Source organism: Mycolicibacterium canariasense (assembly GCF_002101555.1).
In the GTDB taxonomy this organism is placed as follows: Bacteria; Actinomycetota; Actinomycetes; order Mycobacteriales; family Mycobacteriaceae; genus Mycobacterium; species Mycobacterium canariasense.
The window spans coordinates 1-12,749 of sequence record NZ_LQOL01000061.1 but is presented as its reverse complement, the minus strand read 5'-3'; the positions used below and the strand labels follow the sequence as shown (position 1 = coordinate 12,749).

General features: G+C 65.0%; 12 protein-coding genes. 11 read left to right on the top strand and 1 reads right to left on the bottom strand.

All coding sequences use genetic code 11. From position 1 onward, the window contains the following. Window positions 1–53 precede the first annotated feature (53 nt). The 10 genes from eno (at window position 54) to AWB94_RS35895 (ending at window position 10,412) form a co-directional block, all read left to right on the top strand. Entirely contained in the window at window positions 54–1,343 is a 1,290-nt protein-coding gene (gene eno, locus AWB94_RS22045; protein ID WP_062654848.1) for a phosphopyruvate hydratase, read from the top strand. 10 nt (window positions 1,344–1,353) lie between these two features. Then, on the top strand, window positions 1,354–2,034 hold the full coding sequence (locus tag AWB94_RS22040; RefSeq protein WP_062654850.1) for an FtsB family cell division protein: 681 nt from the start codon (window positions 1,354–1,356) through the stop codon (window positions 2,032–2,034). Next, on the top strand, window positions 2,027–2,518 hold the full coding sequence (locus AWB94_RS22035) for a DUF501 domain-containing protein (protein WP_062654933.1): 492 nt from the start codon (window positions 2,027–2,029) through the stop codon (window positions 2,516–2,518). Before AWB94_RS22040 ends, AWB94_RS22035 begins: the two co-directional genes overlap by 8 nt. Further along, window positions 2,509–3,450: a Ppx/GppA phosphatase family protein gene (locus AWB94_RS22030; protein ID WP_062654852.1), complete on the top strand. Its 942-nt coding sequence runs from the start codon at window positions 2,509–2,511 to the stop codon at window positions 3,448–3,450. Before AWB94_RS22035 ends, AWB94_RS22030 begins: the two co-directional genes overlap by 10 nt. Window positions 3,451–3,482: 32 nt before the next feature. Then, window positions 3,483–4,013 (top strand): hypothetical protein, encoded by a 531-nt coding sequence (locus AWB94_RS22025; RefSeq protein ID WP_131805192.1) that lies wholly within the window; start codon window positions 3,483–3,485, stop codon window positions 4,011–4,013. Window positions 4,014–4,050: 37 nt separating this feature from the next. After that, on the top strand, window positions 4,051–5,559 hold the full coding sequence (locus tag AWB94_RS22020; protein WP_062654856.1) for a site-specific integrase: 1,509 nt from the start codon (window positions 4,051–4,053) through the stop codon (window positions 5,557–5,559). Then, window positions 5,556–7,340: a hypothetical protein gene (locus tag AWB94_RS22015; protein WP_084394953.1), complete on the top strand. Its 1,785-nt coding sequence runs from the start codon at window positions 5,556–5,558 to the stop codon at window positions 7,338–7,340. The genes AWB94_RS22020 and AWB94_RS22015 overlap by 4 nt, the downstream gene beginning before the upstream one ends. Beyond that, window positions 7,337–9,475, top strand: a complete 2,139-nt coding sequence (locus tag AWB94_RS22010) for a hypothetical protein (RefSeq protein ID WP_062654860.1) — start codon at window positions 7,337–7,339, stop codon at window positions 9,473–9,475. The genes AWB94_RS22015 and AWB94_RS22010 overlap by 4 nt, the downstream gene beginning before the upstream one ends. Beyond that, window positions 9,472–9,882: a coiled-coil domain-containing protein gene (locus AWB94_RS22005; protein ID WP_062654861.1), complete on the top strand. Its 411-nt coding sequence runs from the start codon at window positions 9,472–9,474 to the stop codon at window positions 9,880–9,882. Before AWB94_RS22010 ends, AWB94_RS22005 begins: the two co-directional genes overlap by 4 nt. Before the next feature lie 461 nt (window positions 9,883–10,343). Continuing rightward, a complete protein-coding gene (locus AWB94_RS35895; RefSeq protein ID WP_234785600.1) occupies window positions 10,344–10,412 on the top strand; it encodes a hypothetical protein in 69 nt (22 codons plus the stop codon). A 46-nt stretch (window positions 10,413–10,458) separates the two neighbouring features. Here AWB94_RS35895 and AWB94_RS21995 read toward each other — a convergent pair whose 3' ends face one another. After that, complete coding sequence (locus AWB94_RS21995) at window positions 10,459–11,799, bottom strand: AurF N-oxygenase family protein (protein WP_082762321.1); 1,341 nt, start codon at window positions 11,797–11,799, stop codon at window positions 10,459–10,461. Window positions 11,800–12,189: 390 nt separating this feature from the next. Between AWB94_RS21995 and AWB94_RS35225 the strand changes: the two genes are divergently transcribed. After that, window positions 12,190–12,336 carry a hypothetical protein gene (locus AWB94_RS35225; RefSeq protein ID WP_162563617.1) on the top strand — a complete coding sequence of 49 codons (147 nt, stop codon included), beginning with the start codon at window positions 12,190–12,192 and terminating at the stop codon, window positions 12,334–12,336. Window positions 12,337–12,749: the final 413 nt, after the last annotated feature.

Genomic DNA, 12,749 nt, shown 5'->3' with positions numbered 1-12,749 from the left:
AGGCTCTTGGTCGAGCGCATGACCCGTCACGCCCGTCATAACAAGGAGGACCCGTGCCCATCATCGAACAGGTCGGAGCCCGCGAGATCCTCGATTCGCGCGGTAACCCCACCGTCGAGGTCGAGATTGCCCTGATCGATGGCACCATCTCCCGCGCCGCGGTGCCCTCGGGCGCGTCCACCGGCGAGCACGAGGCGGTCGAGCTGCGCGACGGCGGCGCCCGCTACGGCGGCAAGGGCGTCGAGAAGGCGGTCGAGGCCGTGCTCGACGAGATCGCCCCGGCCGTGATCGGGCTGAGCGCCGATGACCAGCGCCTGGTCGACCAGGCCCTGCTGGACCTGGACGGAACGCCGGACAAGTCGCGCCTCGGTGCCAACGCCATCCTGGGTGTCTCGCTGGCGGTCGCCAAGGGTGCCGCCGAGGCGGCCGGGCTGCCGCTGTTCCGCTACATCGGCGGCCCGAACGCGCATGTGCTGCCCGTCCCGATGATGAACATCATCAACGGCGGCGCGCACGCCGACACCGGGGTGGACGTGCAGGAATTCATGATCGCTCCGATCGGCGCGCCGTCGTTCAAGGAAGCACTGCGCTGGGGTGCCGAGGTGTACCACTCGCTGAAGTCCGTGCTCAAGAAGCAGGGCCTGTCCACCGGCCTGGGGGACGAGGGCGGTTTCGCTCCCGACCTGCCCGGCACCAGGGCCGCGCTGGACCTGATCGGTTCGGCGATCGAAGCCGCCGGCTTCAAGGTGGGCACCGATGTGGCGCTGGCGCTGGACGTGGCCGCGACCGAGTTCTATACCGACGGAACGGGTTACGCCTTCGAGAAGGAAACCCGCACGGCCGAGCAGATGGCCGAGTTCTACGCCGGCCTGCTCGAGGCCTACCCGCTGGTGTCCATCGAGGATCCGCTGTCCGAGGACGACTGGGACGGCTGGGTGGCGCTGACCGCCGCAATCGGCGACCGTGTCCAGCTGGTCGGTGACGACCTGTTCGTCACCAACCCCGAGCGCCTGGAAGAGGGCATCGAGAAGGGTGCGGGCAACGCGCTGCTGGTGAAGGTGAACCAGATCGGCACCCTGACCGAGACGCTGGACGCCGTCGCCCTGGCACACAACAGCGGCTACCGCACCATGATGAGCCACCGTTCCGGGGAGACCGAGGACACCACCATCGCCGATCTCGCGGTCGCGGTGGGCAGCGGCCAGATCAAGACTGGCGCCCCGGCCCGCAGCGAGCGGGTGGCCAAGTACAACCAGTTGCTGCGCATCGAGGAAACCCTCGGCGATGCCGCGCGGTACGCCGGTGACCTGGCGTTCCCGCGGTTCTCGCCGGTGAGCCAGTAACTTCGCTTCTATGCCCGACGCGAAACGGCCCGACCAGCGGCGGCGAGGCCCGGCCCCCCGGCCGGGCAAGCCGGGTGCCGCCCGGTCGCGTGCCGTTCCGCGTCGGATCGAGCCGCGTCCGGCCGAGCCGGGACAGGACGGCGCCGAGTCCGTCGAACCGGTCGCCGAGAGCGTCGCCGAGTCGATCCGCAAGGCGGCGGCCGAATCGCTGGACACCCAGTCCGAGCAGCGGTTCGGGTCGGCCGCCCGGCGGGCGGCGATCCTGGCCGTGGTGGTGTGCGTGCTGACGCTCACCATCGCCGGGCCGGTGCGCACCTACTTCGCGCAGCGCGCCGAGATGAATCAGCTCAAAGCCGCCGAGACCCAATTACGTTCGCAGATCGAAGATCTTGAGCAGCAGAAGGTGAAACTTGCCGATCCGGTGTTCATCGCCGCGCAGGCGCGGGAACGACTGGGTTTCGTCATGCCCGGCGACATCCCGTACCAGGTGCAGCTGCCACCGTCGGCGGCGCAACCCGTCGCGCCCGGGGTCGAGGGGGCGCCGGTGAAGTCCGACGATCCCTGGTACACCGCGTTGTGGCACACCATTGCCGATGCGCCACATGATCTTTCACCGGTGATGACACCCCCGCCGGGCGCACCGCCCGGCCCGGATGCCCCGCCGCCCGGACCCCCGCCCGCCGGTGGTTGAGTCGGCAGATCTGGACGCCGTGGCCCAGCAGCTCGGGCGCGAGCCGCGTGGCGTCCTGGAGATCGCCTATCGCTGCCCGAACGGGGAACCCGGCGTGGTCAAGACCGCGCCGCGGCTGCCCGACGGCACCCCGTTCCCCACGTTGTACTACCTCACCCATCCCGCCCTGACCGCGGCAGCCAGCCGGCTGGAATCCTCGGGGCTGATGCGGGAGATGACCGAACGGTTGGCCGCCGATCCCGAGCTGGCCGCCGGCTACCGGCGTGCGCACGAGTCGTACCTGGCCGAACGTGACGCCATCGAATCGCTGGGCACCACGTTCTCCGGCGGCGGGATGCCGGACCGAGTGAAATGCCTGCATGTGCTGATGGCCCACGCGTTGGCCAAAGGCCCCGGCGTGAACCCGTTCGGTGACGAGGCACTCGCACTGCTGGCCGTCGAACCCGCCATGGCCGGCATCCTGGACCCGAAGGTGTGGACGTGAGAGTCGGCGCTATCGACTGCGGTACCAACTCCATCCGGTTGCTGATCGCCGACGTCGTACCGGATGGGCTGCGCGATGTGCACCGGGAGATGCGCATCGTGCGCCTCGGTGAGGGCGTCGACGCGACCGGCGAGTTCGCCCCGGCCGCCCTGGCCCGCACCGAAGCCGCGCTGTCGGACTACACGGCGACCATGCGCGCCCACGGTGTCCAGCGGGTGCGGATGGTGGCCACCTCGGCCGCCCGCGATGCCGCCAACCGGGATGAGTTCTTCGCGATGACGGCCTGGCTGCTGGGCCAGGTGGTGCCGGGCACCGTGGCCGAGGTGATCACCGGCACCCAGGAGGCGGAGTTGTCGTTCCGTGGGGCGGTCGGCGAACTCGACCCGGCCGCAGGGCCTTTCGTCGTGGTCGACCTCGGTGGCGGATCCACCGAATTGGTGCTCGGCGAGTCCGGCGTGACCGCCAGCTACTCGGCGGATATCGGCTGCGTGCGCATCAAAGAGCGTTTCCTGCAGACGGATCCGCCCACCGCCGCCGAAATCGGGGAAGCGCGCGCCATGGTGCGCGAACGGCTGGACGAGGCGCTACGGGCGGTTCCGGTCAGCCAGGCCAGGACCTGGGTGGGGGTGGCCGGGACGTTCACCACGCTGGCGGCGCTCGCGCACGGCCTGCAGGAGTACGACCCGAAGCTGATCCACCTGTCCCGCACCGGTTTCGGTGATCTGCTAGCGATGTGTGACACCCTGATCCGGATGAGCGCGGCCGAACGTGCCGCGCTGGGGCCGATGCACGAGGGTCGGGCCGATGTCATCGGCGGCGGCGCGATCATCGTCGAGGAGTTGGCCACGGTCCTCGGTGAGCTGGCCGGCATCGACGAACTTGTCGTCAGTGAGCACGACATCCTGGACGGCATCGCGCTGTCCATCGCTTAGTTTGGTGGGGTGACTGCCAAGGAGGTTGCTGCGTGAGTACGCCCGGGTCATGGGATGGTGGAGGGCCCCCGCCGGTGATTCCGCGCCCGGCGCCCCCGCGGCGCGGCGCGAACATCGGCATCATCGTCGGTGCGGTGGCGGCCGTGGCCGCGGTCGGCGCCGGCGCGGCCTTCCTGCTGCTGCGGTCTTCGGGTGATTCCGGGACGCCGGCAGCGCCCGCCCAGCCCACTGCATCGTCGTCGGCGCCGTCGGGCACCAGCGAGCAGCCCGGCGATCCCACGTCCCGTTTGATGCGTGCGCTCCCGGCGGGTTATCCGGCCGGTGCGTGCACGCCGGTGGTGCGGCTGGCGGGTGCGATGGCGACCGTGGCCTGCACTGCCAACACCGATCAGGGTGGGCCGGTGTCGGCGACCTATTCGCTGCTGGTGGATTCGGCCGCGCTGCAGAAGGCCGTCAACGAATTCGTGAACACCTCGACCGTGGTGGACTGCCCCGGGCGGATCCAGTCCCCCGTTCTCTGCCCGACAGGCGTGTCGAAGACGTTCGGGGAAGTATGTCGGTGATGATGGGGGCAATGTTCGTGAGGCGAGGGGGCCGGGGATGGCTGGTGCTTCGGCTGATGGTTGGACTCTTCATTTCTACGATTTCCGCCAGCCGTTCGTATCGGTGGACGAAGTGGTTCCGGGTTTGGGTGATGTCGAGACCTGGGCGAGGCGAAACGGTGCGCGTGATGGCACTCCGTTCTTTGTTGATCCGTGGGGGCGTGCGGATGCGTTGGTGAACGCCTACTGGCGGGATCCGCTGGTGAGGGGACGAGCAACGGGGACTTTGCGTCGTTATGCCTTGTCGTTGAAGGTGTGGCTGGATTTTCTGCACGCGATGGGCGTTCGATGGGGTCAGGCGTCGCGATCGGAACTGGCTGCGTTCAAGGAGTGGCGGTTGTCGGCTGAGGAAAACCCTCAGCATGTGAGTGCCAATAGTTTCTGTGTCGATCGTGCCGCGATCCGCAGCTTTTACTTGTGGGCCGCCGAGCAGCACGGAATCGACAACCCGGTCCGAGCCCGTGTGATTGCCACATCGCGGGTGGTTGGGGGCAAAGTCGTGTTGGAGAGCACTCCCTCCGGGATACGCAGGGCCGACGTGAAGTGGCTTACCCCGCAGGCATTTCGGTTGTGGCGGAACCTGGGGTTGCGTGGTTTCACGGTGGAGGGCGTGCCGCGTCCGGATTGGCTCGGAGTGACTGAGGACCGCGATGTCGCGTTCGTTGAGGGGTTGTTCGGGACGGGTTTGCGAATCGGCGAGTGGGCCAGCATGTTAACCATCGAGGTGCCCAAGCCGGGGTCTGAGGGGCTTGTGCGTTCGCGCGTGGCGCCTTGTTGCGCGAAGGGTGGTAGCGGGCGACCGTTCTGGATGCGGCGCCGCGTCGCCCAACAAGTTCACTTCTATCTGCAGGAAGGCAGTCGCACTGCTGCGATCGCCCGCGCGCAAGGTGCTGGTCGGTATGAGCACATTGCGGATCATTGGATTGTTCAGCGCGTTCGGCGGGATGGGCAACTGGAGGTTGTTGATGCGACGGGATCGCGTCGTACGGTCCTCCTGGACGCACTCGGGCCGTCGACACGAATGAAGTTGTTCCGCAGGGGACCCGATGGCCTGGAGCCGATGTGGATGTGGCTGAATCACGACGGGATACCTCGCCCTAAACACTCCTGGTACAAGACATTCGACCGCGCGAACGCCAGGGTCGCGAAAGCGATTGTGCAAGTGGGAGGTACGCCGTTGTGGTGCCGTCCCCACATGCTGAGGCATTCCTTTGCGCTGCGGTGGTATTGCATTGCCACTTTCGTGGCGTGGCGCCGTACCGATATGTTGACGAAGCAGGAGCAGCGGGACTTCCGCAATCAGCTTGGTGATGTCTGGTTTCTCATGGCAACACTTCTTGGACATCGTAGTGCTGAGGTGACACGCAGCGTTTATCTTGAGCCGTTTCAGGCGTTGCAGGTTGAGGAGCTGATCGCGCTGATGGATGCTGACGATCGGCAATCCCTTGAGCGTCTCGTCGAAGCAGCTGGCGTCGGTGAGTCTCGTGTGTTGACGGTCGGAATATGACGGGTCGCCGCGCGGCGCAGCCGGATCCGGCGTGGCGACCGGTATTGCGGCGACGCGGGCTCATCGTGACGTTCGTCAGCGAGGATGGTGCTCAGTCGAAGGATTTCGACTTCGGTTCCCTGCCGGGCAACAGCGGAATCCGCCACGATTTCGCGATCGCGTTCGAGGATGCCACCGGTGTGCTGGGCGTATCCAAGCGATTGCGGGGGGCTGGGGCGCTGTGGCAGGCTGCCCGGCATGCCTGCTGCTGGCTCGCCGAAAACCGTCCAGGAATAGGGGGACTGGCAGATTTGTCAGCCTCGGATGCCCGGCTGCTCGCCCTATCGTGTCGGGTACCCAGCGGCCCTGGCCCCGCACCGAGCCTCAAGACGCTGCTGCGCTGCAGTCCTGTCGTCTCCGATGAGGCACGTCAGGCGTTCGCGCGCGTGCGTCACCAGAAGAACGCGAAGGCGCGACAACCGTACTCCGCCGACGAGATGCGCCGAATCAACGTGGTGGCACGGGGAATAGTTCGGCGGGCGCGCGCACGATTGCGGACTCATTGGGGGATGGTCGCTGACTATCGTGCGGGACAGTTCGATCATCAACCCCGTGCCCACCCCGGGCGCAGTCTGGCCGAAGTGCTTGATCACTGCGCCCGTGAGGGCGACTTCCCCCGCACTGCCTCAGGTGCAAGGGCTTTCGTGACGCGGCGCGCGGTGACCGCAGCTGGCGGATGCCGACTTCAATCGTTGCTGCACTTGAGCCCGGGAGAAGCATGGGCGTTCGCTGTTCTCCTATCCGGACTGACCGGCCTGAACCTGTCAACGCTCGAATCGCTGCCCGCCCCACACCGACAAGCCAGCAGCCCAGACGAGCCCGGCATCGTGTTCGTCAACGCCGACAAGCCCCGCCGTGGGAACCGGTCGGCCATGACGGTGCCAGTGACCGCGCTGCGCCCTGAACCAATGCCGCACGGTGGCGACAATCGGCGCGCCGCCGTGGCCAACACGTCGCTGACTACCGCTTACGGGGTCTTCATGCTGCTGCTGGAACTGACCGAACCGGCCCGCACGCTGACCGGGTGCCAGCACGCCTTCGTCTACTACAGTGCCCAGCCAGACAATGTCGAACAGAAACCCTTCGGATACGGCATCAGCAGAACTGCGTCCGGCGTCAGCGCTCGACGGCGTTGGATGGCACCGTGGCTCACCGGCGATCCCGGGCATGACGACTTGCTCCTCGGGATCAGTATGGATCGGCTGCGCAAAACCTACCTGGAGCAGGTCCGAAAGCCCACGGCCCACACGCCGGCCACGTTGGCTCGTTATCTGGGCCGAATGGAGTCGGTGAGGAACGAGGGGTTCCAGATCGTGGCCGAGGCGCTCGATGAGCAGGTAGCACAAGCGCTGGCCCGGCGCTCGATGACGGTGCATCCGGACAACCACGACAACGGATCCGCCCAGGACGCTGTGCTGGGCAATTGCGCCGATTTTGAGCACTCGCCGATCGACGGTAAACGGTGTCGCCAGTCGTTTATGGCATGCCTTGACTGCAGCAACGCCCGCGCCTTCCCGCGCCACTTGCCCGTTCAATTGGTCGTTGCTGACCGGCTCCGTGACTTGCGCAAGGAGATGCCCATCGGGCAGTGGATCACCGATCACGCGGGTCCCCTCGCGCAACTGGACGACATTTTCGCCGAGTACGAGCAGGCCCAGCTGACCGCCGCGCGAGCCGAGATCACCGACAGCGATCACCGCACAGTCAATCTCTTGCTGTCGGGAAACCTGGAAGCGTCATGACGCAAACAGTTGTAGCACTCGACCTGGTGGCCGGTGTCGACGTCGCCCCCGACACCGAGGTCTTGTTGAACCGCACCCTTCACGTCGATGGGAGCCGGTGCCGATTTGGCGACCCGGTGTGGGACCTGTCCGCGGCGATCGAGGACCGGCACAGTGCCGGACAAGCCGTGCACTGGGATGGGTTCCCGACGCCTTTTCGCCACGCCTGCAAGCTCTACCTGTTCGCCTTGCTCAACGTGGTTGACGATGCACCCCGGCTTGACGGCGCCCGGTCACTCTATCCGCATATCAAGACAATCTGGGGTGAGCTGGTGCCGTTGCGAAGGTTCACGATGTGGCTGGTGGAGATGGGGGTGACATCCTTCGGGCAGGTCAGCACCGAACACCTCAACGGCTATCTGCGCCATGTCACCGAAATGAGAGGTGTCAGCGCCGGATCCAAACGCTCGGCGCTACAGGCGATCAAGCGTCTGCACTTGTACCGGGAGGTCCTGCCTGCGCATTGCCGGCTTCCCGCGGGCGCGTTGTGGGGTGGTGCGAGTGCGCGAGGGCTTGCCAACTATGAGTCATCCTGGGGCAAGCCGAACACGACCCCTCGTATTCATCCCGACGTCATGGAACCGCTGCTCTCGGCGGCGTTGGTGGTTACCAATTCGGTCGCTGCCGATCTGCTTCCCGCAGCGCGCAACCTTCTCGCGATGCGTCACTTAGCCCATCAGATCGCACCCGACATCCGCCGTGCTCCTGCTCGTACGGTGTCGGTATTCGAGACCGCCAAGCAGCAACTCGATTGCGTGCTTGCCGCGCTTGACCGCAACGACGCCTCACTTCCGGGTGTCCGGACGGGCGAAACTACCAGTGTCGATCTGATGGGTTTGGCCGTGGGCGGATGGCTGAACCACGGCGAACTGAAACGTATGAAAGAAACTTCGGTCATGTTGACCGAGTATGGATTGCCGATCGAAGTTGACATGTTGCGCGTCAACACATTCAGCGCCATCGGCACGCGCCCCTGGCGTGAAGACCCCGTCGATGCGATGGAACTCGTTGAACTGCTTCGCCACGTCACAGCAGCCTGTTTCATCGTGATCGCCTACCTCTCGGGTGTTCGCACCGGCGAGGCGCTCAACCTGCGGCGCGGCTGCATAACCCGAGACTCGAAGCTGGCGTTGACATTCATGTCCGGCCACCAGTTGAAGGCCGATGACCGGCGCCGGGACCGATCCCCTGCCACGGTCCCGTGGGTCGTGACCGACGAAACCGCTCATGCCGTCAGCGTCCTTGGGCAGATCACAGTCAGCGACCTCCTCTTCCCAGCCTTCAATTTGTGCTCCCAGGAGCGATTCCTCTACGGCTCCACCCGTACCAGGACGCCAGGGTCCATTAACACCGACATCACACGATTCATTGAATGGTTCAACCGCGAGCTCTGTCCAGCAATCAGCCATCCGCTGATCGCTGCCGATCCGCAGGGCAAGATCCAAGTGCCGCGCCTGCGGCGCACACTGGCCTGGCACATCGTGCGGCGGCCTGGCGGAACGATCGCCGGCGCAACGCAATACGGCCACCTGCACACACAACTGATTCAAGGTTACGCCGGCGGAGCAGACTCGGGATTTCTCGACGAGATCACGTTCGAACAGTTTCTCCACCGCGCTGAGACCATCCACGACGATTCCCAAAGGCTCGAGCGCGGCGAGCACGTCTCCGGTCCGGCTGCCGATGAGTACCGGGCCCGCGTCACCAGAGCAAGGAAATTTGCGGGTTTGACAATCACCACCAAGAGTCAGATCAACACCGCACTATCAAACCCCGACTTGCAGATCCACCACGGCGCGGTCGTGACGTGCGTGTTCCGGCGCGCCACTGCGGCGTGTCTTGACCCTACTGACAGCTCCGCTGAACCCTCCTGGGGTCGGTGCCGTCTTGGCTGCGTCAATGCTGCCCGTACCGACCGCGACGCGGCCAACCTTCGCCAGCATGTCAACGCACTCCAACAAGACCTGGCTACCCCCGCACTCCCCGAACCGCTGCGGCAACGAATTCAGACTCGCCTGACCGAGCACCGAAAGGCACTCGCAGAACACGAATCCAGCCGACCGCCGACGCCACAACAGGGCGGAGAGAACGAATGACTCTCGTGCGCAAAGCCACCCGTAACGATGAGGAACGACTGCTGGTCCAGGCCGCCATGATCCGCCTCCGAGAAAACCAAGCCGAGCGCAGCAACGGAGCGCACACTATTGTGGCCTTGGCTGACGAATCCGGAATATCACGGCAGAGACTCTACGAACATCACAGCGACCTGCTGAACGAGTTCAAGGCATCGGTCGGGTGCGGACCCGTCGCTCCGAATGCCGAGGCACTGCAACGACAACTTGCACAGGCCCGTCATCACCACCAGGAATTGGCTGCCGAAAACGCTCAGCTGAGAAGCAAGATCAGAACGCTTTCCGCGGTGATCACCGAACTCACGCACGAAACCTACGGAACCAACGTCGTTGTTCCGATGCCACGAAAACACGCGGGGCGGAACCGCTGAAGGTAGGGGGACTGCCACTCGGCTTCACGCTGCTTCGGTCGACACGGCCATCACCGCCCTGCGCGCCGTGGTGGAACACCGCGGGGACCTGGTCAAGACGCGCACTCAAACCATTCAACCGGTTGCACGTCCTGCTGACCCACCTCACACCGTCAGGCGCTGCGCGTGGCCTGACTGCTGACCGCGCCGCCGACATCCTGCGCCAGATCCGGTCCCGCGAAGTCGCCCTCAAACGCTGCGCAGCCTGGCCGCTGACCTCGTCGCCGAGATCCGCGCACTCGACCGTCGCATCGCCAAAGCCGCCGGCGACATCGCAGCTGCCGTCGAAGCATCCGGAACCACCCTGACCGAGCTCACCGGAATCGGGGTCCTCAACGCCGCCAAAATCGTGGCCCGAGTCGGCACCGTTCACCCGCTTCCGCTCAGCCGACGCGTTCGCCACCTACACCGGCGCCGCGCCCATCGCAGCCTCCTCCGGCGATGTCACCCGCCATCGTCTTTCCCGCACCGGCGACCGCCAGCTAGGCTAACCGATGTCAGCCGACCGGCGCGTGCATAGTAAGGATGGCAATTCGGTCATAACGTCGGCATGAATTCGGCGAGTGCAAGGATCATGAACACCACCAACGCCAGTCCGATCAACCCACCGGCGGGAACCATGGCCACGCAGACCACCACCCAGACAACCAGCCTGGGCCACTCAAAAGGCTGGTTGCCCACCACACCACCGCGACGGGCCCGCAGCAGATGGTAGGACGCCCACACTGCTGCTGCGGCCGCGGCCACCGCGATGATCCGCAACCCGACCGGTGTCGCCGCAAGAGCAACGCCCGCCATCATCGCCGCGGCCGCTACACGCCGCCACATCACTGCTGGCAGCCCTGCCATACGGATGAACGGTTGACTCCGATCGGGTTCACCGCGGTACCGCGGTAACCGCCCGTCGATACCCAGCAGCGACCACAGCCACCGTGACCAGACCGTGCGTAGCCCAAGGTCTTCGGCGACGCGCCGCACGTCAGCGGCCGATTCAGCCAACATCTGCCGCGATCGGGCGCTACGCCAATAGGCGGCCTTGAACACGCGCCGGGGAATGCCGAACTGCCGGGCGAACGCGCGTGGTGGTGCGATCATTTCGCCGATCAACCACCGAAGGTAGACAGGGAATGCCAAGGCGTACAACATCCGCCGGCACCGTCCCGCCGCGGCAACGCGCTGCGCCAGATACTGGTTGGCGAACGAGATGTGCCGGGCTTCCTCCGCCAGGTGAATGGAGGTGATCTTGTTCAGCAGCGGGGGCACCGCAGTCGAGCCACGATGTTGCAGCGTCTGCTGGAAGTGCAGAGGCTGCTCCCCGCACAGAACTCCGATGAACAGAAAGATGTTGGCGTAGCCGCCAATAAAGCCCAGGATTGGCCCGAAGATCCGTGAGCCTCGCCGCATCCCGGGAACGTCGTCGCCCGAGCGGTTGACAAATTCCTGGAACATTTGGATGTGATGGCATTCATCGGTCAGCTCGTGCAGCAGATACCGAAACACCACAGAGCCGTTCGGCAAGGTCCCGGCGTAGTGAATCACGCCACGGATCAACATCATTTCGAACTGGAGGGTGACCTTGAGGATGTTCGCGGTGATCCAGCGACTCATCTCGATGCGCCGCTGAAGTGGTTGCTGCGCATACCAAGACGTCGTCGCGAGCGGAGCGACGGCGGGATCGAGCTGCCAGCGCGGATCGTTCGCATCCAACAGGTTCTCGGGTGCGTCCCAGTCGATGTCGATGAACGGATTGAATCCCCGCCGAGTACTCGCCCGGCAGAGCGCCGCCACCATGTCGACGTCCAGTTCTCCCAACGTGCCGGTGGTCGCGCGTGGAGCGGTCAATTGAGCGGGCGGGTCGGTGGTGATGTCCACGGTCATGGTGTGACCTCCGTCGGTATCGAAGGAAGCGGGCTGCCCACGTGGGTGCGGCCCGGCGTGGGCAGGACGGTCAAGCGGCGGCCATGGCGTCCTCTGCACTCCCGCGGTCAAATTCCTGCCCGCCAGAGTGACTTCAGCACGGCTTTAGCAACAATGTGAACTGCGCAACAGCAGCAGCATTCCAGTCAACGATTCGTCGCGCTGTTTAGATTTGTTGCTGCCTAGCAACTCATTTCATCAACCCTCCTCCTGACACCAGGCAAGGACAGTCGCGCATGCCGAGGTTTCAGCTACATCGCATTTACTGACAGTAAAACATGATTGCAAGCCGTTTTCTCTGCGAGAAATGGCATCGTGAGCCACACGGCGCGAGTGTGTTCACCGCCGCCCATGAGGCGTTCTGGGCCGCGGCGCGACGTGCTCACGGTGATGGCCCGGGGAACCCGTGAGCTGGTCGAGGTGCTGCTGTTGCACCGCCACCTGCCCGTGGTGGACGGGGTTGGCGGCGGCGACCGGCATCGGCGCAGTGCTAAGTAAGACTAAGCGGCGCCCCGAGATCGTGCCTCCACGGTCTCGGGAGGGGGGATCTCATCCTGGCAAGCGACATCGTACTTGCTCGTCATGAAATGCACCTTCCTACGAAAAGAAGTGTTCATCAAACGTGCATCAAACGTGCATCAAACGCGGGATGGTTCAGTGTCAGCTGGCCGCCGCGTCCCTTCCTGGGGTATTAATTCGATAGGGTCTTCGATAGGGTCAAGGTCAGATTGGTGACGTGAAGACGTGAGACGGGAATTGAGAGATGACGGGTCGACACCGGGCAATGAACGAGCATCGCGCCCGCACCCAGGGGTACGTGTGGCTGGGAGCAGGTGAAGCATCCCGGGTTTGATGCACACCTCGTTTCGTGTGACCGGTGTGCTTCCCGATCTGGTGGTGAGGGTAGTACG

Bases quoted from the DNA above. Each gene is read 5' to 3' on its own strand.
- AWB94_RS22020 (WP_062654856.1), top strand. From the start codon at position 4,051: ATGGCTGGTGCTTCGGCTGATGGTTGGACTCTTCATTTCTACGATTTC.
- AWB94_RS21995 (WP_082762321.1), bottom strand. From the start codon at position 11,799: ATGACCGTGGACATCACCACCGACCCGCCCGCTCAATTGACCGCTCCA.
- AWB94_RS35225 (WP_162563617.1), top strand. From the start codon at position 12,190: ATGAGGCGTTCTGGGCCGCGGCGCGACGTGCTCACGGTGATGGCCCGG.
- AWB94_RS22010 (WP_062654860.1), top strand. From the start codon at position 7,337: ATGACGCAAACAGTTGTAGCACTCGACCTGGTGGCCGGTGTCGACGTC.
- AWB94_RS22015 (WP_084394953.1), top strand. From the start codon at position 5,556: ATGACGGGTCGCCGCGCGGCGCAGCCGGATCCGGCGTGGCGACCGGTA.
- AWB94_RS22005 (WP_062654861.1), top strand. From the start codon at position 9,472: ATGACTCTCGTGCGCAAAGCCACCCGTAACGATGAGGAACGACTGCTG.
- AWB94_RS22040 (WP_062654850.1), top strand. From the start codon at position 1,354: ATGCCCGACGCGAAACGGCCCGACCAGCGGCGGCGAGGCCCGGCCCCC.